Origin of the sequence: Citrobacter amalonaticus, from assembly GCF_037053465.1 — a bacterium.
Classification (GTDB): Bacteria; Pseudomonadota; Gammaproteobacteria; order Enterobacterales; family Enterobacteriaceae; genus Citrobacter_A; species Citrobacter_A amalonaticus_H.
Genome location: NZ_JBALIF010000004.1, coordinates 180,760 through 207,592, shown reverse-complemented (window position 1 = coordinate 207,592; position 26,833 = coordinate 180,760). Strand labels below are relative to the sequence as shown.

Sequence of the window (26,833 nt, the reverse complement as noted above, 5' to 3'; positions counted from 1 at the left end):
TACCTGACAATGACGACAACTGGCTCTATTGTCGGGTACGCTAAAATCAATAAAAATAAGACTTATCATGTGGCAATAATATCCCCATGTGTAAAGATTATGTAATCACATTTTTGTGATTAATCCCCCTCATATAATACGCCTTTAACATCACCGATTAACGTTTAGTCGCAGGGTGTTTTTTCGGGCGTTTATTTTCAGAAACTAATTTCAGGAGTAATGCATTGTGAATCGACGTCGTTATCTTACCGGTAAAGAAGTACAGGCGATGATGCAGGCCGCTCGTCATGGCCCTGCCGGAGAACGTGATTATTGTCTTATCCTGTTAGCATTCCGTCACGGTATGCGCATCAGTGAACTCCTCGATCTGCATTACCGCGATCTCGATCTTAACGAGGGGCGCATCAACATCCGTCGCCTGAAAAATGGCTTTTCAACCATCCATCCCCTGCGTTTCGATGAACGTGAAGCCGTCGAGCGCTGGAGCCTTGAGCGCGCAAACTGGCGAGGCGCGGATCGAACGGATGCCGTATTTATCTCACGTCGGGGGACGCCGCTTTCGCGCCAGCAGGCCTGGCGCATCATCCGGACGGCAGGAATCGATGCCGGCACCGTCACCCATACTCATCCGCATATGCTGCGCCATGCCTGCGGCTATGAACTCGCTGAAAGAGGGACAGATACGCGTCTGATACAGGATTATCTGGGGCACCGAAATATTCGCCATACCGTGCGTTATACCGCCAGCAATGCCGCGCGTTTTGTCGGTTTATGGGAGAGGAACAGTCTGTTAGAAGTCATTTCACAAGGGGAAAAGAAATAACTTAACTCGTTGAAACAGAAAAGAAAGTCTATATGTGAATAGGTCAATTGGGGCCAAACTGTTTATATCATAAAAAAATTTAGTAAAGCTTTGCAACTAACAAGTTGGGATTTTTCTAAAAACAACAATTATCCTATTGATTTAAATGAGATTACATTTGATTTTTTTTACATCTTCCTTCCTTTTTTACACGTTCAGAACGTTATCATCTTAACCCCCCACGCATTTTCGTTTCGTTTTCACACCCGACCTCAATGGTTTTTTATATCAATAAAATACAAAAAATAAAAATATACATCCAATCACCAGCTCAAAAAACCGACATTGGTAGCCATTTATCCCAATGAGTCAAAATGGCCCCAATTGTCTCATTAATTGGGCAAAAACTGTGCAGAACCGGCAGTCGCACCATTCGGCTGAAACATGGAATGCCTGGAAGGCACATCGACTCGCCATTTCGGTTCGTGATATCGATATTGTTTAAAGGAAAACAGCATGAAAATTAAAACACTGGCTATCGTTGCTATGTCAGCCCTGTCCCTGACTTCCGCGGCGGCTCTGGCCGATACCACCATGGTAAATGGCGGAACAGTGCATTTTAAAGGGGAAGTGGTTAACGCAGCCTGCGCAGTTGATGCCGGTTCTGTCGAACAAACCGTACAGCTTGGCCAGGTTCGCTCTGCAAAACTGGCGACCGCTGGCAGTACCAGTTCTTCAGTCGGTTTCAACATTCAGCTTGATGACTGTGATACCAGCGTATCAACCAAAGCGTCTGTCGCATTCTCCGGCACCGCCATTGATACCACCAACACCACCGTGTTGGCTCTGCAGAGTTCAGCAGCCGGTAGCGCCACCAATGTCGGCGTCCAGATCCTCGACAATAAAGGCACCCCGTTGGCACTGGACGGCGCGACCTTTAGTGCAGCGACAACCCTGAACGATGGCACCAACATCATTCCGTTCCAGGCTCGTTACTACGCAACGGGTGCTGCAACTGCCGGTACCGCTAACGCAGACGCCACCTTCAAAGTTCAATACCAGTAATTCATCACGCAAGGATGCGCCCGGGGCCAGGAAGGCCCGTTATCCGCAATGGGACTGAGGTGATAACGATGAAAAGGATGAAATCAGGTCTGCTGATGCTCTTACTTCCCGCCTGTGCGCTGGCCGGGAACAAGTGGAACGTCACATTACCCGGCGGAAACATGCGTTTCCAGGGTGTCATTATTGCCGAATCTTGCCGTGTGGAAGCCGGCGATCGCCAGATGACCGTGCAAATGGGGCAAGTCAGCAGCAATCGATTTCATGCCACAGGTGAAGATACCCATCCCGTGCCTTTCGATATTCATCTTGAGGAATGCAACACAGCCGTAAGCCAACGCGTCGGTATCGCCTTTCATGGCGTTGCTGATGGCAAAAATCCGGATGTTCTTTCTGTCGGGGAAGGACCGGGGATCGCCAGCGGGATCGGCATAGCGTTATTTGATAAAGAAGGCAGCCTGCTACCTCTGAACCGCCCTCCGGTGAGCTGGTCGCGACTCTATGCCGGGCCAACCACATTGCATTTCGTTGCCAAATACCGGGCTACCGGACGGCAGGTCACCGGCGGCGCCGCGAATGCGCAAGCCTGGTTCTCTTTGACCTACCAGTAATGAACCAGCAGAGATACCGAATACAGGAAATGACGGTGAGTACAACAAGGGTAAACATGAAAAAAACACGCACCATGATGCACAACCTGCTGGCAGGAGTACTGATGATAGCCGCCACAGGATTTTTCAGTCAGGCCGAAGCGGGCGTGGCGCTTGGCGCTACCCGGGTTATTTATCCGGCGGGCCAAAAGCAGGTGCAACTGGCGGTCACCAATAATGATGACAGCAGCACTTATCTGATCCAGTCATGGGTGGAAAACGCCGATGGCGTCAAAGACGGGCGCTTTGTCGTAACACCGCCCTTATTTGCCATGCAAGGGAAAAAAGAGAACACCTTGCGCATTCTCGACGCGACCAACAACCAGTTGCCACAGGACCGCGAAAGCCTGTTCTGGATGAACGTCAAAGCCATCCCGTCGATGGACAAATCAAAGCTCAGCGATAACACCCTGCAACTGGCTATTATCAGCCGGATCAAGCTTTATTACCGTCCCGCCGGACTGGCGCTGTCACCGGATCAGGCGGCAGAAAAGCTCACTTTCCACCGCAGCGCGGGTACGCTTACCCTGAAAAATCCCACCCCGTATTACCTGACAGTCACTGAGCTTAATGCCGGCACCCGGGTACTGGAAAATGCGCTTGTGCCTCCTCTGGGCGAAACCCGCGTGAAGTTGCCAGCCGATGCGGGAAGCAAGATTACCTATAAGACCATTAATGACTATGGCGCGCTGACGCCGCGCATGAAAGGCGCAATGCAATAACGAACAGGGTAACCCAACGTAAACCCTGAATAAAAAAGTACTGACAGCCGGGCGATTTCGAACCGGAGGGACTATGTCATATCTGAAACCAGGACTCGTCCGTATGCGACATTTTGCGCCGCATTTAGCTGGCGCAATGGCGCAGCTTTCCTTTGCCTTTTTGCTTGCCTCACAGACATTTTCCGCGCAGGCGGAGCTCTATTTTAACCCACGCTTTTTGGCGGATGATCCGGCGGCTGTCGCCGATCTTTCCGGTTTTGAGAAAGGGCATGAGCTGCCGCCTGGCACATACCGTGTCGATATCTGGCTGAACGACGGGTATATGACCACCCGCGACGTCACCTTTCATGCCAGCGAAAGCGGCCGCGAGTTGGCCCCCTGCCTGTCGCGTGGGCAACTCACCGCGATGGGCGTAAACACCGCCGCCGTCAGTGGAATGGGGGCGCTGGCAACGGATGCCTGTGTCCCGCTGACAGAGATGATCCCTGACGCCACTACCCATTTAGACGTGGGGCAACAGCGACTTTATCTGACCATTCCTCAGGCTGTTATGGGAACGCAGGCCCGGGGATATATCCCGCCTGAGCAGTGGGATCATGGGATTACCGCCGGGCTACTGAATTACAACTTCACCGGCAACAATGTCCAAAATAACGTTGGCGGCAGCAGTAACTATGCGTATCTGAACCTGCAAAGCGGGCTCAATCTCGGCGCGTGGCGTCTGCGCGATAATACCACCTGGAGCTACAGCAGCGGCGGCGATTCTTCGACGAACGAAAACAGATGGCAGCACGTGAATACCTGGCTGGAAAGAGACATCATCCCGTTGCGCTCGCGCCTGACGCTTGGCGACAGCTATACCAACGGCGACATCTTTGACGGCATTAACTTTCGCGGCGCGCAGTTAGCCACCGATGACAATATGCTACCGGACAGCCAGAAAGGTTTCGCGCCGGTGATCCACGGTATTGCCCGCGGCACGGCGCAGGTCTCCATCAAACAAAATGGCTATGAGATCTATCACAGCACCGTTCCGCCCGGCCCTTTTAGCATCACCGATCTCTATGCGGCCGGTAACAGCGGTGATTTACAGGTCACCATAAAGGAAGCTGACGGCAGCAGCCAGAACTTCACCGTTCCCTACTCTTCCGTCCCCTTTCTGCAACGCGAGGGCCATACGCGTTATGCCCTCACCGCCGGGGAATATCGTAGCGGTAACAATCAGCAGGAGGAGCCGACATTCTTCCAGAGCACGGTACTCCACGGCTTCCCGGCTGGCTGGACGCTGTACGGCGGGACGCAACTGGCCGATCGTTACCGCGCCTTCAATCTGGGAGTGGGAAAAAATATGGGCATGCTGGGCGCGTTGTCAGTCGATGTCACGCAGGCCAATGCCACGCTGCCCGATGACAGTAAACATCAGGGACAGTCGCTCCGTTTCCTCTATAACAAATCGTTGACCGACACTGGCACGAATATCCAGTTGGTCGGCTATCGCTACTCCACACGCGGCTATTTTAGCTTTGCTGATACCACTTATCGTCGGATGAGCGGCTACACCATCGAAACGCAGGATGGCGTTATTCAGGTAGAGCCAAAATTCACGGATTACTACAACCTCGCCTATAACAAGCGCGGCAAAGTACAGGTGAGCGTAACCCAGCAACTGGGACGCACCGCCACGCTCTATCTGAGCGGTAGCCATCAGACTTACTGGGGAACCGACAACGCCGATGAGCAACTCCAGGCTGGGTTAAACACCGCCATCAATGATATCAACTGGACGCTGAGCTACAGCCTGACCAAAAACGCATGGCAGGACGGACGCGATCAGATGCTGGCCATTAACGTCAATATCCCCTTCAGCCACTGGCTGCGCTCGGATAGCCAGTCTGTCTGGCGACACGCCAGCGCCAGCTACAGCATGTCGAACGATCTCAATGGGCGGATGACCAACCTGGCAGGACTGTACGGCACCGTGCTGGAAGACAACAACCTCAGCTATAGCGTACAGACCGGCTATGCGGGCGGCGGACAAGGGAATAGCGGCGATACAGGCTATGCGGCGCTGAATTATCGCGGTGGCTATGGCAACGCCAATGTTGGCTACAGCCGTAGCGACGGAATTAAACAACTTTATTACGGGATGAGCGGCGGCGTGCTGGCACATGCCAACGGCGTCACGTTGAGTCAACCCCTCAATGACACGGTGGTACTGATTAAAGCGCCTGGCGCCGAAGGGGCGAAAGTGGAAAACCAGACCGGCGTACGCACGGACTGGCGCGGCTATGCAGTGCTGCCTTACGCCACAGAATACCGCGAAAACCGGGTTGCGCTGGATACCAACACGCTGGCAGATAACGTGGATCTGGATGATGCGGTGGTCAATGTCGTTCCCACGCACGGCGCAATTGTCCGCGCTGAATTTAACGCCCACGTCGGGATGAAACTGCTGATGACGCTCGTCCACAACGGTAAGCCGGTTCCGTTTGGCGCGATGGTCACCGCCGACGGCAGCCAGAACAGCAGCATCGTCGCCGATAACGGCCAGGTCTATCTGAGCGGTATGCCGCTGACAGGAAAGATACGGGCAAAATGGGGCGACGCCGCAAACGCCAGTTGTGTGGCGGACTATCGCGTCGCCGCAGAAAACCCACAACAGTTGCTCAGTCAGCTCACAGCGGAGTGCCGCTAAGGACATGATGATGAATAAACGTCTTTATCTGCTGGGCGCCGCCTTTTCACTGGTCAGCGCCAGTACGTTCGCCGCTGACAGCACGATTACGATCAGCGGATATGTCAGGGATAACGCCTGCGCCGTGGCGGGAGAGTCGAAAGATTTTACCGTCGATCTGCTGGACAACGCCGCAAAGCAGTTCAGTAGCGTGGGGGCAACCACCCCCGCCGTCCCGTTTCGTATTGTGCTCTCCCCCTGCGGCAGTTCCGTTACCGCGGTGAAAATCGGTTTTATCGGCATTGCTGACAACGACAATACCCACTTACTGAAGCTCGACAGCGGCACATCGGCGGCGGCTGGAATGGGAGTTCAGATCCTCAACGGGCAACAAACCGAACTGCCCCTTAACGCGGGTTCAGCCGCCATTCCGTGGACCACGCTGACGCCGGGGCAAACCAACACACTGAATTTTTACGCCCGCCTGATGGCGACACAGCTCCCCGTCACGCCAGGGCATGTTAATGCAACAGCGACATTCACTCTTGAATTTCAGTAAGCGGAGGCTCTGATGAAATGGTTTCAACTCCGGTGGTTGCTGGCGGTAATGCTGACCGCCTCCTCTGCGCTACAGGCGGCAGACGTGACCATTACGGTAAACGGCAAAGTAGTGGCGAAACCGTGCACCGTATCGACCCCCAACGCCACCGTCGAACTGGGCGATCTCTACACCTTTAGTCTGGTCTCTGCCGGGTCCTCCTCGGCGTGGCATACCGTGGCGCTTGAGCTGAGCAATTGTCCTGTTGGCACCTCCCGGGTGACCGCCAGTTTCAGCGGCACAGCAGACGGCACGGGCTATTACAAAAACCAGGGGACTGCCGGAAATATCCAGCTTGAACTCCAGGATGACAGCGGCAACAGGCTAAACACCGGGGCGACAAAGTCAGTACAGGTGGATGAGGCGTCGCAATCTGCCCATTTTCCTTTACAGGTCAGAGCGTTGTCGGTAAACGGCGGCGCAACCCAGGGAACGATTCAGGCGGTCATCAACGTGACCTATACCTATGCCTGATCAGGAGAATATGTTAATGAAAAAAATAATCACCCTGCTGACGACGCTGCTATTGATGGGCTGGTCAGTCAATGCCTGGTCTTTTGCCTGCAAAACGGCTGGCGGCGCGACAATCCCGATCGGCGGCGGCAGCGCTAACGTCTACGTTAATCTTTCCCCTGCGGTTAACGTCGGACAAAATCTGGTGGTCGATCTTTCGACGCAGATTTTTTGTCATAACGATTATCCCGAAAGCATGACCGACTATGTCACCCTCCAGCAAGGTTCTGCATACGGCGGCGTGTTGTCGAGTTTCTCCGGCACCGTAAGATACAACGGCTCCAGCTATCCGTTTCCCACGACCAGCGAAACGGCGAGAATGATTTATGACTCAAAAATTGATAAACCGTGGCCAACTGTACTTTATCTGACGCCAATCAGTTCTGCTGGCGGTGTGGCGATAAGCGCCGGCACACTCATCGCCAGGCTCATTCTTCGCCAGACCAACAACAAAAACAGCGACGATTTTCAGTTTATCTGGAATATCTATGCCAATAACAACGTGGTGGTTCCTACAGGCGGCTGCGACGTCTCATCCCGCAATGTCACGGTGACACTCCCTGATTATCCAGGCTCCACCGCTATCCCGCTGACGGTTTACTGCGCTCAGAACCAAAACCTGACCTATTACCTCTCTGGCACCACGGCGGATTCCGCGAATTCAATTTTCACCAATACCGCATCCGCCTCTCCGGCGAAAGGTGTGGGTGTTCAGTTAACGCGAAACGGCACTGTCGTGCCCGCTAACAGTAACGTGTCGTTAGGCACGGTAGGCACCTCAGCGGTCAGTCTCGGGTTAACGGCCAACTATGCACGCACCAGCGGGCAGGTAACGGCAGGCAACGTACAGTCTATTATCGGGGTGACGTTTGTTTATCAGTGACGCGGATGTACCGGCGATGGACTACATACTTGCTCCCTGCCCTTATGCCGCTGCAGGGATTGCGCGGCTGATGGCACCTGAAGGCCACCCGATGGCGACGTTGCATCCGCTGTTACAGGCCCTCCCGACACATCCTGCACGGCGTATCGTGGTGTTTTTGCCTGAGGATCCCTTTTTGCTGCTCACCACTTTGCAACAAGCGGCCTCTTTGCTGACGCAGGCCGCAATCCCCCTGCCGATGCTGATCCTCAGTCGCTGCCCTGACCGCTGGTTATGGCACACACTTGGGCATCAGGTCACTCATCGTGGCCTCCTGACACACGTTCGGGCCATCGCTTCTGATTTGCCGACGCGCTGCATGGCGACGCTATTGCGCGGCGATGGCTGGCATAATGCGCCGCTTCTGGCGCAACGGGCGGAAAGAGAAAAGCGGATTCAGGGCATACCGACAGCCGGTCTCAGTAAGTCAGAGCTAAACGCCATTGTGGATTTACTGCGCGGAAACGCCCCGTCAGAACAGGCGCCGCTACGCGGCTTGAGCCAAAAAACGCTTTATAACCAGAGGACCTCAGGGCTGAAAAAGATGGCGCAGCATTACCCACAGTTAGCCGCACACTTTCCTGGTAATCCCCTGCCACAAGGGAATAAAACGGGCGGCAAGGGACTTACCGCCTTTGAACGCGAGTTTGTACATGCCATCCATTGCCGACACATCTTCGCAGTCTTTCAACCCATCGTGGATGGCAAACAGCAATTACAGGGTTTCGAAGTACTGGCCCGCTGGCGTCGCGATGGCACCGTTTTGCATCCAGGGGCTTTTTTGCCCCAGCTACGCGCGGAATATGCATGGCTGACCCTGACGGCATTTGTTTTGCAGGAGGCAGTGCAGAAAATTCATCAGTTTCCGGGGAGGTTTTATTTCTCGCTTAACATTCCTTCCGCCCTCGCCTGCCACAAGAACCTGACGCGAATGCTGGAAACCGCCAGGCAGCAACTGCATCCGCATCAGAGAACAAACAGACTGGTACTGGAATTTTCTGAAACAACTAATTTCCGGCAAACAGGAAAAGCTGCCGAAAATGTCACTAAATTAAAACAACTTGGTTTCCGTATTATGCTGGATGACTGCTTTTCACACGACAGCGTGATGTTTCCAGTCAGGCAGATTCAATTTAACGACTATAAACTGGATATAAGTATTATTAATGACATACAGCACGATCCACACGCGCTGGCGCTGGTCAAAGCCCTGCATTATTACTGCCAACTGACAGGCAGCGAATGTATTGCTGAAGGCGTGGACAGTACAGATAAATTTGCCCTACTAAAAGCATCAGGAATTGACCGCTTTCAGGGTTATCTCATATCGCAACCTCTTGAAGGCAAAGAGCTGGTTGCATTTGTTGCACGTTGCGTTTCCCGGAACAGGCAGGTTATTGACGCATTTTGAGGATGGTGCCACCCGCGATAACTTACGACGGCGAGTAAACACCTTCATTCATTAATAGACCTGCCGGCATCGTCTGGTTTGACGTAACAGGTCTCTCCTGTGCGTTATTGTTTTTTGTATCGTAATGTTTAATTGTTCCTCGTTACGTCAAGCTATTTTATGTATCAGGTCTAATTTGCAGCAAAAATATGAGAGACAGACACATTATTATAGGCATATAGTGAAGTGTCATTTTTCATTCATTGCACAAATAAATCCACCCTAAATCATTAAATTTTGAAATTTACTTACCACATCAAAGAAAATAATTCAATGTCTTTTAAGTCCATTTAAATGCGAAATGACAAGAGAATTATCCTTTATATTTTTTAATTTAAATTGGAACTATCTTATTGAGTACGTAATATTAAAAAAGCTGTGCGTTACTTATTTTCCACTCGTTAAAAAACTATTCTTAGCCATTTAGATAATAGGAAAGCATGATTTAGCCAATAAATCACACTATTCTCATTTACATCTTGAGTTTATAGTTGCGTCCGTCAGAAAGAATGTCCTGGCAATCGCTGGTTAAGCGACACTCACTGTAAGAATAAAGTAAACCGACAGAAAAAAATAAAGGGATGGAAAAGAAAATGACGTTCAAACTGTTGATGCAACAAACCGGGAAACATGCAAGTGAAGTAACGCTATCAGGTGTTAATACGTATGTTTCAGCTTTACCAGGTACGCGTTTTTCAATTGAAAAACACGCTGGTGATATTCAGAGCATGAGCCGTAATGGTCAGCAACTAATTATCAATAGTGGCGACGGTAAGTCCGTAGTAATTGACCATTTTTTTGGTCCCGCCAGCAAAGATATGAAATCTCTGACATTGAATGATATGTCTACGGGCCACAAAGAATATGTACTCGGTGATGAACATATCTATGCTAACGGTCAACAGGTTATTTCCTATCCGCCTGAACAGTTAAAACAGATCGTTTCCGGCGAGGAATTTTACTCACACCAGGCGAATGAAGCAGCAGCGGCATCTGCAGGCGGCGAAGAGGAGCAATCTGAAGTCGACCCATTGTGGGTGGCGTTGGGATTAGGGGGCGTAGCGCTGGTTGCGGGTGCTATCGCGCTCATCGCCCATAATAACGATGATGATCACCATCACCACAGCGACGGTGGCGATACTCCTACTCCGCCGAACCCGGATCCGACGCCGGATCCAAATCCAGTTCCGGATAATGGCGGCTATGCACATGCCATTTCCATGGACGTGTCTAATGGCGCATCGCTCCATGGCACGACGGATGCCGCCAATGCCCTGGTGATGATTGACACCAACGGTGACGGCCAGGCGGATTACCAAACCACCAGCGACGCACAAGGTAACTGGAGCGTCGACAGCCTTTCTCCGCATCTGGCCGACAATCAAAACGTCACGGCATGGGTAACGGATGAACAAGGCAATAAAAACCAGACCTCTATCATCATTGACTTCCACGCGCCAGACGTCACGTCTCTGGATGTCACGACCGATCTGACGTCACTGACCGGCGTGACGGAAGCCAATGCCATGGTCGGACTTGATGTAGATGGCGACGGCAAAGTGGACTACACCGTGAAGGCTGATGCCAACGGTAAATATGCGTTTACATTAACCGATCAGCTGCTGATCCCGGGTACCTCTGCGCTGATCATTACCGATACAGCCGGTAATACCACCACGGTGCGTATCCCGGAGAACGCTGCGCCAGCTGTTTTGGGGATCAGTGATACCCCTGACGGCACGATCGAAATGACCAATACCACATTCAGCACTTCCCCGACGGTTCATGGTATGGGCGAGCCTGGCAGTGAAATTGATGTCCTGGACAGCAATGGCAATATCGTTGCCACCACCAAAGTGGACGAAAATGGGCAATGGCAGGTTAGCCTCACTAACTTAGCGATGGGGGCGAACACCTTCTCAGCGGTGACCCATACGGTGGCGGATTCAACCTCCTCCTGTGATGGCACGACCACGCCCATTGCCGTGAACTTTATTAGCGGCCAGGGCACTCTCAATGTCATTACCCCGGACGATGCGATTCATACCGTTGAAACGGATAATGCCCTTAACACGACGCAAAGTATTACGCGAGCCATGCCTGGCGGCGGATATCTCATTGCCTGGGCTCAGCCGGAAAGCACGGGTTCCGCCTATTACGATATTAAAATTAATATCTACGATAAAGACGGCCAAATTATCAACACCCTGACCGTCGGTCAGGAAAATACGATGGACGGTTATACCACCATCGACGGCTTGCAGGGGTTGAACAACTTCGACGTCTCTGTCTCTCCGGTAGATGGCTCCATCACGGTGTTTTATACCGAAGGGACGCCGGGTGATTTAGGTTATACCGGCACCAATGCCGTTTACGAACGCTTCACCGCAGACGGTACGCCTATTACTGATGGCCCACAGATGGTTGTCGGTACTGGCGAACAAGGCGGCCTCAATGGTTTGCTCGACTCCATTGTCGGTCAGCATATCGCCGATGCCATCAACAGCGTGGTGGATGTCGCCTGGAATGCTATCGATACCGTGTTACAACCGATTGGCGAGATCTTTGGCGTTGACCTCGACGGCATGGAAAAACTGCTCGTCGATGGTATCAGCGATCGCATCGCCAGCCTGCTCTATGGCTCCGGTACCTTCGGTGCCAACATTATCCAGATGGATGACGGAAGCGTCGTGTTCATCGGCTCCCGTTACTCAGAAGGCCTGGATACCGCCACGCTGGTTGATCGCCTGGATATCAGCGGCTTTATTCAGGATTTTTGTGACAACATGGGCATGAGCAAGTTGGGAGACTTCTTATGCAATGTGCTGGTTGAGCCAATCGAAGGCGTGGTGGATAACATTCTTGAATGGGTAGACATCAGTACCGGTAGCGCTGGCAGCCTGGTGTGGGGCGTGGAGTTTTCGCCGGATGAAAATGGCAATCTGGTACAGACCACCGACTTCCAGTATGACCAGGTGCGTAATATTTTCTCCGGTTGCGATGAAAACGGCTTCATTTCCGGAAGCGATCATAATGGCACTATCAATCAGATTGCCCAGTGGATCTTTGGCACTAATGGCGACTCCGTGGGCGCAAGCATCGGCCTGGACGGTACCCAATGCGGCGACAGCACCTACGCGGTAGTCTGGCAGTCGATGGGGAAAAATGCCGAAATGTCGGATACCACAACCCCCACCATTAAAATGACGCTGGTTGACGCGAAGACGGGTGAGCACATCACCAATGATGTGGTGCTGACCCACACCGGTCTCGATCCTAAAATTATCACCCTCGACGACGGCACCCTGGTGGCGACCTACGTCAGTTTGAGCCCGGAAGATCATGGCAATATCTATGCGCAGCACATGAGCGTTGTGGACGGTCAGTTTGTTGCCCTTGGCAATGCGCAGATGGTCAACAGCGTGACCGAAGGCACTCAGGGTCTGATCGACGGAACCTTTAAAGAAGCTTATGACGTCTCAGCACTGGATAACGGTGGTTTTGTTGTCACCTGGACCTCTACCGCAGCGGACGGCACCGAGCATCTCGAAGCCCAGCGCTTTGACATGGACGGCGTGAAGATGGGTACCGAAGTGCAGATCGATTCCGGTCACGGCAACGACATCAATGACTCCAGCGTGACGGCTCTGGACGACGGTGGCTATGTGGTCAACTGGAGTGAAACCAATCTGACTGACGGCACCAGTTCGGTGATGTACGCGATTTTCAATGATGATGGTTCTCTTCGTACTACCGGAGAAGAAAGCGCCACACCGGATAACGGCACGGAAAATACGCTCACACCGGATATGACAAGCTACACCGGTAGCGACGGTTCCGACGTGATTGATGCGCATCTGGCTGCAGCGGCAGTCAGCGGCGGCAATGGTGACGATCGTATTCTTGTCGACAGCAACATGATTACTTCCGTTGACGGTGGCCAGGGCAATGACACGGTCGTTATCACTAACGACGGCGCGGTAAATAGCGATTCGCTGGCAAAATTCAATCATATTGAACATATCGATCTGAATGCCAGCAATGGTGCTAACACCCTGACTCTGACAATTGATGACGTTCTGAAAACCACCTCCGGCGGCGATAAATTATTTATTACCGGCGGTTCAGACGACACCGTTGAATTCGACCATAGTAAATGGACGATGACAGCTTCAGGCTGTAAAGATGGCCAGGCTTATAATCTTTATACCTATGATGACGATCATCACACCCAGCTTTGGGTGCAGAACACAGTACAAATTGCATAACGTCGTAAAATAGCGCGCGAGAGTAGAGAACTGTGTTCTCTACTCTCCTTTTTACAGGTAAAACAGGATGTTACTCTCTCGATGGAGTGCCGGGCTGACGATCGCCGCACGGGAACTGGGCATTAATGTTAACGAAGATAATCTTGTCCATTTAGTGAAACAAGGGCATGACGACGTTTCACTTTTTAAAACAATGGCGGATTACCTCGGGCTGCAATATCAGGAATGTCATCTGCAGATATCAAGTTTGCCCGAATCGTTATTTCCTCTCTGCGTTCCGCTACAGAATAATAAGATGGTGGTGGTCCACAGTATTGATCCAGAATCCGCTCTGGTGACGTTTGTTGAAACGCCAGCTATTAAAACCAAAATCTCCCTTGCTATGCTGAGTGCTCAGCAAGAAGGAGGCTACTGGATTATAAAACGGAAAACCGTCTTTCAGGGACGCAAACTGCGCAGCGCTTATCATTCCGATAATAAGCACTGGCTGTGGAAACTCATTCGCAACGATCTGCGATATTATTTACTGATCACCGTCAGCGCCCTTTTCGGTAATTTATTGACCCTCGGAAGCTCGTTATTTTCGATGCAGGTTTACGATCGGGTGATTCCCGCGCAATCGTTTTCAACGCTTTGGGTTTTATTTAGTGGCGTTATTCTCGCTATGCTCTGCGATATGCTGCTACGCCTGGCGCGAAGTAAACTTGCTGACGCGATCGGCAAACGAGCCGATATTTCAATGTCCTCCATGTTCTATTCCCGGGCGCTGGGCATTAAGAATAGCGCGAGGCCAGAATCGACAGGCGCGTTTATTGCTCAAATCCGCGATATTGAACACGTGCGCGAGCTGCTGACCTCCACGACCGTTCTGGCAGTGGTCGACATCCCGTTTATTACGTTGTTTCTGGCACTCATCTGGTCGATTGGCGGCTGGCTGGTGTTGCCTACGCTACTGGCTATTCCGTTGATCGTGATCCCGGGTCTCATCATCCAGTGGCCATTGGCGCGCCTGTCAGGAAAAGGCCATGAGGAGAGCGCTCAGCGAAACGCCATGCTGGTGGAAACCATTCAGGGCCTGGAAGACATCAAGCTGACGCAATCAGAAGATCGTTTCGTCCGCCTCTGGGAGCATTGCATCAGCAGCGCATCGCAAATTTCTGTCGAACAGCGCTGCTGGGGACATCGCCTGAACAACTGGTGCCAGTTTGTGCAACAGAGTGTTTATTCCTGCGTGATTGCACTCGGCGTTTATCTGGTCATTGATAACAGCATCACCACCGGTACGCTGGTGGCCTGTTCGATCCTTTCCTCGCGCACCGTCGGTCCGTTAGGGCAAATCGCGGGCGTGCTGACGCGTCTGCAACAGGCAAGGGTCTCGCTGCACGGCCTGAACGATTTTCTCGAACGCCCTCTCGAACACCGTGAGTTCAGTGATTCTTCGCACCTGACAACCCTGCGCGGCAATTATGCATTAGCGAATGCCCGATTCCGTTTCCAGCCGGATTCCAAATGGTCCGTGGATATCGAAAACGTCACTATCCGGGCCGGGGAGAGGATCGCCATCATCGGCAGCATCGGCGCAGGAAAATCGACGCTGTTGCGGGTCCTTTCTGGCATGGCGGACAACGCCGAGGGCGAGATCGTGCTTGACGGTGTCTCCATGACCAATCTCTCAGTCCAGGACTTGCGTCACGGTATGAGTTATCTGCAACAGGATGCGCAGCTCTTTCGGGGAACAGTCAGGGACAATATTTTGCTGGGTAACCCGCACGCCAGTGCAGAAGAGATCATCAACTGCCTGAATCTGTCTGGCGCCGCAGGCGTTCTGCGCAACGAGCGTGGACTCGATCTGCCGATCGCTGAAGGCGGAAAAGGGTTATCCGGCGGCCAGCGCCAGGCTCTGTTGCTGGCAAGAACCCTCATCCAGAACGGCAATATTCTGTTGCTGGATGAGCCGACGGCGTCGATGGATGAAGTCACCGAGATGCATGTCGTGAACGCTCTGCGAACGCATTGTCAGGGAAAAACCCTGATTATCGTGACCCATCGCCAGGCGCCGTTAAAACTTGTCGACCGGATTATTGTAATGGATCAGGGAAAGGTGGTCGCGGATGGCCCCAAAGACAGCGTTCTCCATCAGTTGAATGCCAATAAAAGGATTGCCTGAGTATGTTTTCTTCCCAAACCCACTTACGAGACAGCTATCACACTCAGATTAAGGGTAGCATTCTGGTGATTGCGCTCATCGTGCTGACGATAACCGCACTGCTTATCTGGAGCAAATTCGCGCTACTGGATGAAGTGACGACCGGACAAGGCAAGGTGATCACCTGGAGTCGCTCGCAGGTCATTCAGTCACGGGACGGCGGTGTGATCCGCGCGCTGCTGGTACGCGAGGGCGATCACGTCGATGCCGGCCAGCGTATCGCGGTAATGGACTCCACCCGTTTTCAGGCCGGATTTGATGAAATTGGCTCACGCGTTAAAGCCCTGGCCGTTGCAGTGGCTCGTCTTCAGGCCGAAATTTCAGGCATCGACGGCCAGGCCACTCCGCCCGACTATATCGGTATGCTGCGCCAGTATAACGTGGCGGAAAAGAATCATCAGGCCCTGACGGACGCTGACATTCTGACGACCAATAAAGAGATCATCAACCACGAGTCGTCGCTGTACACCATGCGCCATAAAGCGCTGCTCGAATCGATCTCCGGCATGGAAAAAAGCCGTCAGCTCGCCCAGAACGAATTGAATATGACACAACCCCTGGTGGCGAGAGGTGCCGTCTCGGAGGTTGAAGAACTTCGTCTGCGTCGCGAAGTCACCGATCTGGCGAACAAAATTAACGAGACCCGCAATAACTGGTATGAACAGACCAAAGCGGAGCTGGTGAAGCAAAAAACCGAGCTTGATTCACTTTATTATCAGCTACTTCAGCGCGGCGATCAGCTTTCCGGAACGACCATTTATTCCCCCGTGAAAGGCGTGGTGAAAGACATGCAGATCACCACCGTCGGCGGCGTACTCGAACCCGGCGGGAAATTACTCGAAGTTGTGCCTTCTGAAGATCAGTTGCTGATTGAGGTGAAAATCAACCCACGGGATATCGCCTTTATTCACCCAGGCCAACAGGCGGTGGTGAAAATCAGCGCCTATGAGTCGTCAATTTACGGCACGATGAAAGCTGTGGTTGAGCGCATCTCGCCAGATACGCTGGCGGATGAAACGCACCGGGATCAATTTTTCTACCAGATCGATGTCCGGACCCAACAATCATCCTTGTTTAGTAAAGATGGAAAAGCCCATGAGATCTCTCCGGGCATGATCGCAACGGTGGATATCTCCACGGGCAAAAAAACCGTTTTTGACTATCTGGTTAAGCCCTTAAACAAAGCGAAAGAGGCCTTAAGGGAACGTTAATGAAAAAAATGTTTTTCTCACTGTGCAGTCTGATTTCTGGCGTCACGTCACTGCCTCTTTCCGCCGAAACCCTGGTCCAGGCGCTACAACAGGGTATATCGCGCTCGCCATCACTGCAGTACTCGTTAAGTCAGATTGCCGCCAGTGAAAGTTCGGTCAATCAAGCCCGCAGTGGCTGGTTGCCGAATATCAGCGTCTCCGCCGGTCAACAAGCTATGGGGCAGTCTTCTGATACGGGCGATAATCAATATGCGGTTACCGTACAACAAAACGTATTTGACTTTGGCCGGACGGGTGACCGCGTCGACAACGCGAAATATAAAAAAGGCTCGCAAATCTGGAAAGCGATTGACGATGCGGAAACGCTCTCCGCGAAAATTGCGGAGAGCTATTTCAATATCCTGAAAGGCCAGCGTCTGCTGCAAAATAACCGTGCGGAAATGGGGGAACATAAACGGATCCTCGATCTCGCCGTCGCCCGTGCGGAAGGCGGGGTGGATAACCAGGGCGACGTCCGCCAGGTCGAAGTCAGGATCCGTGGTCTTGAGGCCAGCGCGGAGAGTATTCGCGCCCAGCTACAGGCGGCAGAGAATGAATATCAGATCCTGGTCGGTACACCGCCAGGCGAACTGCAGGAGACCGATCTGACATTCCTTGAAAAGGAAATCAATAAAGATCTCCAGGAATTAATCAGAAGTTCCCCGCAGATCCGCGCCCTGCAAATGGAACAGGCCGCCGCAGGCTCTGAATATCAGTATGTCCGTAAAAACTGGCTGCCTCAGTTGTCGGTCTCTGTTTCTCAGGGGAAAACCTCCATTTACGGGGAGAATGACACCCAGGTCATGCTGAACGTCACCAGCAATCTGTTTGATGGCGGTAATTCCTACTTTCAGGCCGAAAATGCGGCGAAGCAGGTAGAGTCCGCACGCTGGAACGTCCAGAAATCAATGGAAGATAACGCCAGTGATGTTGCGCAAAATTTCCAGCAGGCTTTGGGATATAAGCAAGAAGTGACAATCTATAAGATCCGCGAAACGCAGTCCCGGCAGGTTATGTCTCTGTATAACGATCAGTATCGTGTTAATCGCCGTTCTGTGCTGGATTTACTCAATGCCGCCCAGGAATATTATCAAACGATTGACAGCCAGATTAACAGCCTCTCAAGCTACGATATTACCACTATCAGGGCCGTTGCTAAGTTAGGCAAAATTAACCAGGTGTTCGGGATTGATCTGGCGATCGATAAAGATCAGGAAATTGAGTCTTCGCTGGATAAACAGCCCGACATTGTCGATAAGAATGCCATGCCAACAACTATTCCTGAAAACATCGTTGCCAACGAGCCGTTGCCTCTGCCTGAAGCGACCACCCTCTCACCCACTTCTGTGTCCGCAGAGACAATGGAGCCTGCCGTTGAAACGGCTCAACCAGTCAATAATACGAATAAGAACTCTGCTGCCAGCCATGCACAACCTAATGATATTGAAGATCCTTTGGCGCTATTAGCCCCTTAAATATAGCTGAAGCCTCTTATACCAGGAGATGTGAGAAAATGGAATTGCCGAAAAAGAATATCTACGTTTATTCATCGAATAACTTCATCACTTTTACAATTAAGGAGATATTAGCGAAAAGTTTTGACTGCGATGCAATTTTTTTGCCTGTCCCGAAAGACAATGTAGTGGATATTCTCAGGCATGAGACCTGTGATGTAATTATTTTTGATTCATCACTATTGTTTGATCTGCAATTCAGAAAGGAGCTTCATTCACGTAGTGATTTGAAAGCAATCATATTAGTTAATGGTGAAGTGGATTACGGTCTGCGACAAATTATTAACAGCCATGCGGACGGGATGATTGACTGCACTTTTGAAATGGATGCCATTGTGATGATTATCACTGCGGTAATGAAAGGTTTTCAATGCCTGCCTAAAGTCCCTCTTGCAGACGAAAATCATTCCTCTCAACTCTCGTTATTAACTCAACGTGAGCGGGAAGTTCTTGATTATGTCTCTCAAGGGTTACCGAATAAAACTATCGCTGACTTTCTTGGCGTCAGCTATAAAACAGTTTGTGTTCACCGTTATAACATCATGTACAAACTGAAGGTAGATAAGCTGTCGGCAATATCTAAACCAGAAAAGCGATACCATCAATAAGTAAAACATTGTGAAGAACGTTTAGACCATTATTTACCACCTTTATGTCAAAGAAGATCGTATGGGATTATTTCGTCAGGAAGTGACTGCTGCCCGGAGGCAACAGTGGTTGGGAGAGGTCATTGTTGTCTCCCCGCCCTCCTTGCGTCTGAGTGCCTTTATGGCCCTGGGCATTGTATTTATATTGATTGTGTTTATTTATTTTTTCTCCTATACCCGTAAGCAACAGGTATCGGGAGTCTTAATGCCCGACAAAGGCATTATACGCATTTACAGCCCGCAGCCCGGTTCGGTCAAAAATGTCTATGTTAAAGAGGGTGAAAAAGTCACGCTCGGCCAACCGCTATTTGTTCTGTCGAGCGATCGCTCTCTGGAAGGAAAGGACGCCACTCAGGAAACCATCAGCGAACAGATTCGCACGCGACTGAAACTTTACAATGATACTCTGAAACAGGTTGATAGCGGCTGGCTGACTGATAAATCGGCCTCCCGGCACCAAATCCAGCAATTAACCGAGCAGGTAAAATTACAAGAGCAAGAGAGCAATAATCAGTTGCAACTCTCTCAACTCCTGAATAAACGCGTTATGCAATATCAGGAGTTATGGAAAAAAGAGTATGTCTCCCTGGAACAATTCCAGCGCATAAAGGAAGAAAGTCTGCGACAGGATGGCGCGCTGGAGACCAGTCGCAGCACGCTCATTAACAGCCGCCGCGAGCTGGCTCAGCGCAACAATGAGCTGCTCCAGCTTGAAAGCAATTACCTGAAGCAACGCAATGATATTGCCAGCAAAATCGCCACGACCGAGCAGGAACTGACGGAGAGCGAATCAAAACGGGAAATTATCATTCGCGCGACTAAACCAGGCACAGTCACCGCCCTGACTGCCACCGCCGGTCAATATTTTGATGGTCACGCCCCGCTACTGAGCATCATTCCTGAAGGTTCTCAGCTTCAGGCTTATCTCTACGCACCAGGCTACGCTGTCGGCTTTATTCGCCCACACAGCGACGTCTGGCTGCGCTACCCCGCCTGGCCCTGGCAGAAATTTGGTCAGTATCACGGCGTTGTGGTCAGCATCTCCAGGGTTGCCCTGACGCAAAACGAGATGGACCTGTTTGACAATAAAGGCGCTGACACACCGCTGTATCGCATCGTCGTCCAGCCCGACTCGCACTATGTGAATGTGTATGGTCAGAAAGTTGAACTTCAGGCGGGTATGCAACTGGAAGCCGATGTGGTGCGGGAAAGCCGCCGGTTATATGAATGGATTTTTGAACCGTTGATCAAAATGACGCCTTCGCAGACGGGAAATCAAGGGAGAGGGAATGCTCAGTAAATTACAGGCCATCAATTTCGGCTTTCGCGGAAAATCCCTGCCAGTGGTATTACAAAATGAAGCCGCTGAGTGCGGACTGGCATGTGTTTCAATGGTATCCGCCTGGTATCAGAACGTGCTTGATTTGCGTCAGATGCGCCGCGAACACGGGGTTTCTCAAAAAGGGTTGACCCTTAATCAACTGATGAATGTCGCACGCCACCATCAACTGGCGAGCCGCTCACTGCGCCTCGAATTATCCGAACTCGGCAAACTCCGGTTACCCTGCATTTTGCACTGGGACATGGTCCATTTCGTGGTGCTCAAAGAGGTCGGAAGTAAACAGTGCGTGATCCACGATCCGGCTATTGGCCGCCGGGTGCTGTCAATGGCGGAAGTTTCTGCGTCATTCACAGGCGTTGCGCTGGAACTTTGGCCGGATAAAGATTTCACCCCCGCGCCTGCGCCCATCAAGATAAAACTCAGACAGTTGATTGGTCGGGTTATCGGCCTGAAATCCAGTGCGGGCTATGTCATTGCTTTGGGGCTCGCGATTGAGTTCATCACGCTACTGCTGCCTCTTTTTTCGCAGTGGACGATTGATGACGCGATCGTTTCCAGCGACCGACATCTGCTGCTGGTGCTCATGCTGGGCTATGGTTTGACGTTATTGATCAAACAATTAATGTCGATGATCCGCGCCTGGGTAATGATCTACATTACCACCGCGATTCGTATCCAGTGGCAAGGCAGCGTGTTGCACCATCTTCTGAGACTGCCTGTCGCCTTTTTCGAGCGCCGCCATTTGGGAGATCTGGTGTCACGCTTCGGTGCGGTCGATACCATTCAGAGCACGCTTTCCTCTTCATTTCTGGTGGCTTCTCTCGACGGGCTGTTGAGCGTCATCACGCTGGTCATGATGCTGCTCTATAGCCCTATTCTGACGCTCATTCCCGTCACGGTACTTGTCGTTTATTTGGCAGGTCGCGTCTGTTGGTATCTTCCGCTGCGAAACGCGTCGCATGAACAGATTATTCATGCAGCAAAGCAGAATACTCACTTTCTCGAAACGCTACGCGGGGTAAAAACCCTCAAGCTATATCAAAAAACCAGCCTGCGTTCAGATGAATGGCTGACTCTGCTGGTAAATCAGCTCAATGCCAGCGTCAGAACCCAGAAACTTCAGATTTACTATCAGCAACTGAACAGTCTTTTGTTTTCGATTGATAACCTGCTGGTGCTGGGTATTGGCGCATCAATGGTTATCGATCAGGCGTTTACCGTCGGTCTGCTGATGGCATTCATCTCCTACAAAGGGCAGTTTCTTGAGCGCGTCCGTAACCTGGTTGATAACATTTTTGCGCTGCGAATGTTGTCGATCCAGACTGAACGCCTGGCCGATATCGTGCTCAGCGAACCGGAAGGGAGCGAAATAAATACGACCGGACAGCCCTCGCTCACAACAGCACCTGACGTGGAGTTTAAGGCTATCTCATTTCAGTATGCCCCTCTTGAGCCCTTCGCCCTGAAGGATGTTTCCTTCAACGTCGCCGCAGGGGAATGCGTCGCGATCATGGGGATGTCCGGTTGCGGTAAAACCACGTTGGGACAGCTCTCTCTGGGCTGTTTGCAGCCGACACAAGGCGAAATTCTGATCAACGGCCAGCCGCTGGAGAAATTTGGCGTGGAGTCGCTGCGCGCCATAAGTGCCGCAGTGCTTCAGGATGACGTGCTGTTTGCCGGCACAATTCTCGACAACATTACCTTTGGCGACGTTGGGGACGACACAAGTTTCGCCTTCCGTTGCGCCGAAATCGCCGCGATTCATCAGGATATCATGGCCATGCCGATGAAATATGACACCCTTGTAGGCGATATGGGCGCAGCGCTTTCTGGCGGGCAAAAACAGCGCCTGTTTTTAGCGCGCGCACTGTACCGTAAACCGTTTTTTTTACTGCTCGATGAGGCCACCAGTCATCTGGATATCTTCCTTGAGAAAAAAGTTAACGACGCTTTACGCGAGCTACGCATCACCCGGTTGATGATTGCTCATCGTCCACAAACGTTGATGATGGCTGACAAGGTGATTGTGATGGAAAGTGGCCGGGTTGCCGGAGAGAAGACCCCCGCGGAGCTATTTACACCAAAGAGAAAGGAAGCAGTATGATGCGCCAGTTTTCACGCTTTGCACTGTGGCTGACGCTTTTTGTTTCAGTTGCCACTATCGCATCCCCGCGAAGCAACCTCGACCAGTTACTTGAAGAGAACAACACCGGGAAGACGGAGACAAGCCGCGTGACGACATCGCCAGAAACGCTGGCGTTACTCGACAAATTACAGGCCGAGGATGCCGCGCCAGAAAAACCCAATCCGGCAAACGTGGAGCCATTACCCGCACCGGTAAAAGCGCCTGAATGGATTATGGATGAAAACAGCAGCATTGAGGAAAATTGCAATCTGGCGTCAGCCACCCGTGTGAAACACTTTTCTGCGGCCCTGCTCCTCGCGCTGTGCAAAGATCCTGAAATGCGTAGCCTGGCCCTGAATATTCGTCACTATCTTTATGACTATAAAAAAAGCCAGGCGAGCTGGATGCCCGACATTAACGCCATATTCAGCCGCGCCAGCGAAAGCGATAGTTATGACCTGCGTCACGGCGGGACGCAAACCCAGACCAATCGTACCGTCGATTCGGGGCTGGAGCTTAACTGGCTGCTGTTCGATTTCGGCAAACGCGAAGCCCTGATCGATATGAAAAAAGATCTGTGGCTCAGTAACCGCTACCAGGCGCTCTCCGGATTGCAGGATTACGTAATCGCATTCGCCCAGACCTGGTACAACGTTCAGGCCAAACGCACCATTCTCTTAGCTGCCCGACAAAATGAGACCATTGCCCGTAAGACGTGGGATATCACGCAAAACAAATACCGCTCGGGCGTGGGCGTGCTGGCAGATGCGCTGCAGGCAGAAAACGTCCTGCTTTCCGCAACGCAACAGAGGATCCAGAGCGAAGGCGACTATCAACAGGCAACGGGACAACTGGCGAGTGCGCTAAATGTGCCTGTCGATACCCCCGTCCAGCCCGAAGAGGATTTAAAGGTTCCGACGGAGGTGCAAATTCAGGCGCTTAAGCCATTGCTGGATGAAGCGATTAAGCAGCATCCTCTGATACTGGCGGCAAAGAAAAACATTGAGGCGGCAGATCAGCAACTGACGCAGGCGCAGCGAGACTTTATGCCAAGCATCTCTCTGCAAGCCGGGATGAACAGAGAGACCTCTTCGCTGGATCAGCATCGCTATGCCCCGATTGATAAAACAGACACATTATACGTTGGCCTGAACGTCACCGTACCGCTGTTTTCAGGCTTTCGCCGTTACAACCAGCTTCAGGACGCGCATGTGCAGAAAGAACTCTCTGAGCAGGATTATCAGAAAGTGGTCAACGACGTAGGGCTGAAAACCTGGAATGCCTGGCAGCAACTCAATACCACCAGCCGTAACTTACGACTGATCTCGCAACGACTGGAAACCGCCCAACGAGCGTATGAAATTGCCAATGGTCGCTATCTCACAGGCGTTGGCTCAATCATTGAATTGTTGAATACCCAGCAGCAACTTTCCGCCACGGAAATCGACGAGGCGAATATTCGTATAGCCTGGTATCTGCAGCGGCTTTCACTTTTATCTGCAGTAGGTAAATTAACTTTATATTGATTACTTAGATTTCTAAAAAGGCCTCGCCGAAATATTCAGATATTGCAATCCGGAACATAAATAAATATGAATATGCCTATACAGCGTTTTTTAATTATCGATAATGTTATTCACAGCTAAATACACGTTAGCTGGTATAAGCAACCAAGACATCTAATAAGGATATGGAATAAAATGCGTGAATTAAATCAAACTGAAATCGAGATGGTGAACGGTGCCTGGGCAAGCTCTTTAGGTGACGCTATCGAAGGGGCCGTTTATGGCGCAGGTGCAGGTTTCTGTACTGGTCTGGCACTGGGTGGCATCAATACAAAGTCTGATGGGCTGGGTTTTGGCGTTATTGCACAGGGTGTTGGCGCAGTAGTGGGTAGCGTTGTCGGTACTGTTGTTGGTGGTGTTGGTGGTTTCCTCTTTGGCAAAGATGATGTCACTACTTTCGTTGATAACTACACCAATCAGATTGGTGGTTAAGGTCCGATAACAGGCTGACATATCTGAATGTCATCCTGATTGCGATGTCTGGATCGACGCTTCTCCGTTATGTTGCCCCAAATATCGTAAAGTAAAAGGTTCCGGATCGATGAACATCATTCCGGAATCTTTATTTTTGATAACTTTATTTTTGATAATATACCACATAAACCTTGTGGCACTTTATTCATCATCGTCCAAATTATTTACCTGAATAAGAATTTTTCCGTCCAGTACAATTTTATTCTTCGCCTTAAGTTCTGCCACAATTTTCATGACATAACTTCGGGATAATAACGTGCGATCCAGGATGTAGTTAGCCAGACCCGTTTTCATTCTCAATTCAATAGGTTCAAGCATCAGAGCGTGAATTTGTTTGTTAATCAGACTGCTACCTGTTCGTGCGGTCGATTTAACATTATATTCGTTGAGCCGATAATTTATAAAACCTAATACAAATGATAAATTTTTCCATAAATTTTTCTCAGCGATGACCTGATTAACAGTATCGGTTTCCACACACATCACCAGTGCATCAGTTTCCGGACGCCAGTAATATTCTTCACTGAGAGGGAATAAGACGCTGGTAACGCCAATGATACTGGGAGCACGGGAAGTGGCGATAACAAGATTATCCCGACTTCGACAGATCAGCCCTCGCCCTTCAAATACCAGATAGCAGACGGGCTTCCCGGAACGAACAAAATTGAGCTTTTTATTTTTCTTGCAATCAAGCAATCGGGCCGCAGGAATCAATGAATCCATAAGAACCTGAATATCATGAACAGGTTTTTTTAGTAATTCTGACTGGGGAAAGGCAGAGAAATTAACTTGCATAATAAGCTCAATAATTTAGTTCTGAACGGAGTCAGACCTAATGGTTTTAGAATTTAATGTTAAACCAATTATAAACTATCCTTAAAAAAAATCACTTCCGGATTTTTATTTTAGCCATTGAAATTAATTGCCTCACATTTACGTTAGTTATAAGTCAGCGTTAATGTGGCAGTGGCATTTGCAGTACCTGCGATCACCGTGCCAGCCGTTTTATAATAGCTTGCGCTGAACGTGAGTGGCTCCTGAGCCTGAGCTCCGCCGCTGGTATAAAGATTGCCGTTACGCTGAGAGGAGATTATGGTAAGCAATTGATTGAGAGGAAGACCCTGAGTGCCACTGTCATAGGTTCTCGCTTTAAGCCCTAACTGAACACCGAGACCTGTCGCTACCCCTTCGCTACCTGCTCCCGTTAACGCAATCACCGTATGGTTGGCATTGTCCCCTGATGCTTCAGCCGCAGCCACTGAGAGTGAGACATTCGTGCCCACTTCGCAGGTGAGATTCACCGTCTGATCCTCAGGCGCCCGAATAACGTTTTGTGTATCAAACTCCGTCACATTGATAGTGTCGAAATTAAAGCGGAGGCTTGACGTATCTGCATTACACCCCATCGCTTTAATCACCACCTGCGTGTTATTCAGAACGACATTCGAGGCAATGTCGCCAGCAGCGCTATGACTGGGATCTTCACGGAAATCTACCTGCGCCAGCGGGCTTCCAAAGGACAACGTCCCGGCCGAAATCGGGCCGCCAGTGGCAACCAGTTCGACCATATACTGCGAATTTCTCAGCGTGTGGTCATCCCTGGTGCCGCTACCCGCATGCCAGTCGTTATCTACGGGTGTCGGCGAATCATTCGGACCTGCCTGATTCATAGCTGTCACTCGAACACCTATACCGGAGAGGTTTGTTGGCATCAACTGTGTTCCCCCTGGCGCTTCAACCTGTGGAGTGTTGAGATAAAAATAACCGACAACATAGGATCTGCCACAACCTGACATTGTCAGATCGTCATTGGAACCCGCTACCCAGCCAGAGGAATAGAGAACGGTTCCCGCTGAATAATCACTATTTTCCACAACAATATTTCCCGGCAGCGAAATATAACTTGTAGAAATACTTTTATCATCAAAAAGCCCGGTGCCGCGCTGACAGTCTGCAAGACTCAAATGTGAGAAAAAAAACAGAGATGCAAGCAGAAATAATTTTTTAATATTCATAATGATAATCAATGGATAACAAAACGAGAATAAT

20 protein-coding genes are annotated in these 26,833 nt (G+C 50.9%); 18 read left to right on the top strand and 2 right to left on the bottom strand.

Features of this window, described 5'->3' with window-relative positions; genetic code table 11:
* The first annotated feature begins 226 nt into the window (after window positions 1-226).
* From WB371_RS08700 to WB371_RS08615, 18 genes are all read left to right on the top strand, one after another.
* Window positions 227-823: a tyrosine-type DNA invertase gene (locus tag WB371_RS08700; RefSeq protein WP_336219671.1), complete on the top strand. Its 597-nt coding sequence runs from the start codon at window positions 227-229 to the stop codon at window positions 821-823.
* Between the two features lie 495 nt (window positions 824-1,318).
* Entirely contained in the window at window positions 1,319-1,867 is a 549-nt protein-coding gene (fimA, locus tag WB371_RS08695) for a type 1 fimbrial major subunit FimA (RefSeq protein ID WP_336219670.1), read from the top strand.
* Window positions 1,868-1,935: 68 nt separating this feature from the next.
* Window positions 1,936-2,475, top strand: coding sequence for a fimbrial protein (locus WB371_RS08690; protein ID WP_336219669.1), 540 nt, complete (start codon window positions 1,936-1,938; stop codon window positions 2,473-2,475).
* 56 nt (window positions 2,476-2,531) lie between these two features.
* Window positions 2,532-3,236 (top strand): fimbria/pilus periplasmic chaperone, encoded by a 705-nt coding sequence (locus tag WB371_RS08685; RefSeq protein WP_336219668.1) that lies wholly within the window; start codon window positions 2,532-2,534, stop codon window positions 3,234-3,236.
* 73 nt (window positions 3,237-3,309) lie between these two features.
* Window positions 3,310-5,931 carry a fimbrial biogenesis usher protein gene (locus tag WB371_RS08680; protein ID WP_420704035.1) on the top strand — a complete coding sequence of 874 codons (2,622 nt, stop codon included), beginning with the start codon at window positions 3,310-3,312 and terminating at the stop codon, window positions 5,929-5,931.
* 7 nt (window positions 5,932-5,938) lie between these two features.
* On the top strand, window positions 5,939-6,469 hold the full coding sequence (locus tag WB371_RS08675; protein ID WP_336219860.1) for a fimbrial protein: 531 nt from the start codon (window positions 5,939-5,941) through the stop codon (window positions 6,467-6,469).
* 12 nt (window positions 6,470-6,481) lie between these two features.
* The gene (locus WB371_RS08670; RefSeq protein WP_336219667.1) at window positions 6,482-6,982 is read left to right on the top strand and encodes a fimbrial protein; all 501 of its coding nucleotides are present in this window, start codon (window positions 6,482-6,484) and stop codon (window positions 6,980-6,982) included.
* Window positions 6,983-6,998: 16 nt separating this feature from the next.
* Window positions 6,999-7,904: a fimbrial protein gene (locus tag WB371_RS08665; RefSeq protein ID WP_336219666.1), complete on the top strand. Its 906-nt coding sequence runs from the start codon at window positions 6,999-7,001 to the stop codon at window positions 7,902-7,904.
* Between the two features lie 16 nt (window positions 7,905-7,920).
* Window positions 7,921-9,354, top strand: coding sequence for an EAL domain-containing protein (locus tag WB371_RS08660; protein ID WP_420704039.1), 1,434 nt, complete (start codon window positions 7,921-7,923; stop codon window positions 9,352-9,354).
* A 632-nt stretch (window positions 9,355-9,986) separates the two neighbouring features.
* Window positions 9,987-13,661 carry an Ig-like domain-containing protein gene (locus WB371_RS08655; protein WP_336219664.1) on the top strand — a complete coding sequence of 1,225 codons (3,675 nt, stop codon included), beginning with the start codon at window positions 9,987-9,989 and terminating at the stop codon, window positions 13,659-13,661.
* A gap of 67 nt (window positions 13,662-13,728) precedes the next feature.
* Window positions 13,729-15,828 (top strand): type I secretion system permease/ATPase, encoded by a 2,100-nt coding sequence (locus WB371_RS08650; RefSeq protein WP_336219662.1) that lies wholly within the window; start codon window positions 13,729-13,731, stop codon window positions 15,826-15,828.
* A gap of 2 nt (window positions 15,829-15,830) precedes the next feature.
* On the top strand, window positions 15,831-17,078 hold the full coding sequence (locus tag WB371_RS08645; protein ID WP_336219661.1) for an HlyD family efflux transporter periplasmic adaptor subunit: 1,248 nt from the start codon (window positions 15,831-15,833) through the stop codon (window positions 17,076-17,078).
* The gene (locus WB371_RS08640; RefSeq protein WP_336219660.1) at window positions 17,078-18,592 is read left to right on the top strand and encodes a TolC family protein; all 1,515 of its coding nucleotides are present in this window, start codon (window positions 17,078-17,080) and stop codon (window positions 18,590-18,592) included. The genes WB371_RS08645 and WB371_RS08640 overlap by 1 nt, the downstream gene beginning before the upstream one ends.
* A 38-nt stretch (window positions 18,593-18,630) precedes the next feature.
* Window positions 18,631-19,239, top strand: coding sequence for a response regulator transcription factor (locus WB371_RS08635; protein WP_336219659.1), 609 nt, complete (start codon window positions 18,631-18,633; stop codon window positions 19,237-19,239).
* Between the two features lie 61 nt (window positions 19,240-19,300).
* Window positions 19,301-20,578: an HlyD family secretion protein gene (locus WB371_RS08630; protein ID WP_336219658.1), complete on the top strand. Its 1,278-nt coding sequence runs from the start codon at window positions 19,301-19,303 to the stop codon at window positions 20,576-20,578.
* The gene (locus WB371_RS08625; RefSeq protein WP_336219657.1) at window positions 20,568-22,724 is read left to right on the top strand and encodes a peptidase domain-containing ABC transporter; all 2,157 of its coding nucleotides are present in this window, start codon (window positions 20,568-20,570) and stop codon (window positions 22,722-22,724) included. The genes WB371_RS08630 and WB371_RS08625 overlap by 11 nt, the downstream gene beginning before the upstream one ends.
* Window positions 22,721-24,271, top strand: coding sequence for a TolC family protein (locus WB371_RS08620; protein WP_336219656.1), 1,551 nt, complete (start codon window positions 22,721-22,723; stop codon window positions 24,269-24,271). Before WB371_RS08625 ends, WB371_RS08620 begins: the two co-directional genes overlap by 4 nt.
* Before the next feature lie 174 nt (window positions 24,272-24,445).
* Complete coding sequence (locus WB371_RS08615; protein ID WP_336219655.1) at window positions 24,446-24,742, top strand: hypothetical protein; 297 nt, start codon at window positions 24,446-24,448, stop codon at window positions 24,740-24,742.
* Between the two features lie 183 nt (window positions 24,743-24,925).
* On the opposite strand, the gene WB371_RS08610 is transcribed toward WB371_RS08615, so the two are convergent.
* Window positions 24,926-25,579 carry a helix-turn-helix domain-containing protein gene (locus tag WB371_RS08610; RefSeq protein ID WP_336219654.1) on the bottom strand — a complete coding sequence of 218 codons (654 nt, stop codon included), beginning with the start codon at window positions 25,577-25,579 and terminating at the stop codon, window positions 24,926-24,928.
* Between the two features lie 143 nt (window positions 25,580-25,722).
* Window positions 25,723-26,799, bottom strand: a complete 1,077-nt coding sequence (locus WB371_RS08605) for a type 1 fimbrial protein (protein WP_336219653.1) — start codon at window positions 26,797-26,799, stop codon at window positions 25,723-25,725.
* Between the last annotated feature and the right edge of the window lie 34 nt (window positions 26,800-26,833).

What these genes read in the sequence shown, in the direction of transcription:
- fimA (WP_336219670.1), top strand. Translation starts at nt 1,319, where the DNA reads ATGAAAATTAAAACACTGGCTATCGTTGCTATGTCAGCCCTGTCCCTG.
- WB371_RS08690 (WP_336219669.1), top strand. Translation starts at nt 1,936, where the DNA reads ATGAAAAGGATGAAATCAGGTCTGCTGATGCTCTTACTTCCCGCCTGT.
- WB371_RS08685 (WP_336219668.1), top strand. Translation starts at nt 2,532, where the DNA reads ATGAAAAAAACACGCACCATGATGCACAACCTGCTGGCAGGAGTACTG.
- WB371_RS08680 (WP_420704035.1), top strand. Translation starts at nt 3,310, where the DNA reads ATGTCATATCTGAAACCAGGACTCGTCCGTATGCGACATTTTGCGCCG.
- WB371_RS08675 (WP_336219860.1), top strand. Translation starts at nt 5,939, where the DNA reads ATGATGAATAAACGTCTTTATCTGCTGGGCGCCGCCTTTTCACTGGTC.
- WB371_RS08670 (WP_336219667.1), top strand. Translation starts at nt 6,482, where the DNA reads ATGAAATGGTTTCAACTCCGGTGGTTGCTGGCGGTAATGCTGACCGCC.
- WB371_RS08665 (WP_336219666.1), top strand. Translation starts at nt 6,999, where the DNA reads ATGAAAAAAATAATCACCCTGCTGACGACGCTGCTATTGATGGGCTGG.
- WB371_RS08660 (WP_420704039.1), top strand. Translation starts at nt 7,921, where the DNA reads ATGGACTACATACTTGCTCCCTGCCCTTATGCCGCTGCAGGGATTGCG.
- WB371_RS08655 (WP_336219664.1), top strand. Translation starts at nt 9,987, where the DNA reads ATGACGTTCAAACTGTTGATGCAACAAACCGGGAAACATGCAAGTGAA.
- WB371_RS08650 (WP_336219662.1), top strand. Translation starts at nt 13,729, where the DNA reads ATGTTACTCTCTCGATGGAGTGCCGGGCTGACGATCGCCGCACGGGAA.
- WB371_RS08645 (WP_336219661.1), top strand. Translation starts at nt 15,831, where the DNA reads ATGTTTTCTTCCCAAACCCACTTACGAGACAGCTATCACACTCAGATT.
- WB371_RS08640 (WP_336219660.1), top strand. Translation starts at nt 17,078, where the DNA reads ATGAAAAAAATGTTTTTCTCACTGTGCAGTCTGATTTCTGGCGTCACG.
- WB371_RS08635 (WP_336219659.1), top strand. Translation starts at nt 18,631, where the DNA reads ATGGAATTGCCGAAAAAGAATATCTACGTTTATTCATCGAATAACTTC.
- WB371_RS08630 (WP_336219658.1), top strand. Translation starts at nt 19,301, where the DNA reads ATGGGATTATTTCGTCAGGAAGTGACTGCTGCCCGGAGGCAACAGTGG.
- WB371_RS08625 (WP_336219657.1), top strand. Translation starts at nt 20,568, where the DNA reads ATGCTCAGTAAATTACAGGCCATCAATTTCGGCTTTCGCGGAAAATCC.
- WB371_RS08620 (WP_336219656.1), top strand. Translation starts at nt 22,721, where the DNA reads ATGATGCGCCAGTTTTCACGCTTTGCACTGTGGCTGACGCTTTTTGTT.
- WB371_RS08615 (WP_336219655.1), top strand. Translation starts at nt 24,446, where the DNA reads ATGCGTGAATTAAATCAAACTGAAATCGAGATGGTGAACGGTGCCTGG.
- WB371_RS08610 (WP_336219654.1), bottom strand. Translation starts at nt 25,579, where the DNA reads ATGCAAGTTAATTTCTCTGCCTTTCCCCAGTCAGAATTACTAAAAAAA.
- WB371_RS08605 (WP_336219653.1), bottom strand. Translation starts at nt 26,799, where the DNA reads ATGAATATTAAAAAATTATTTCTGCTTGCATCTCTGTTTTTTTTCTCA.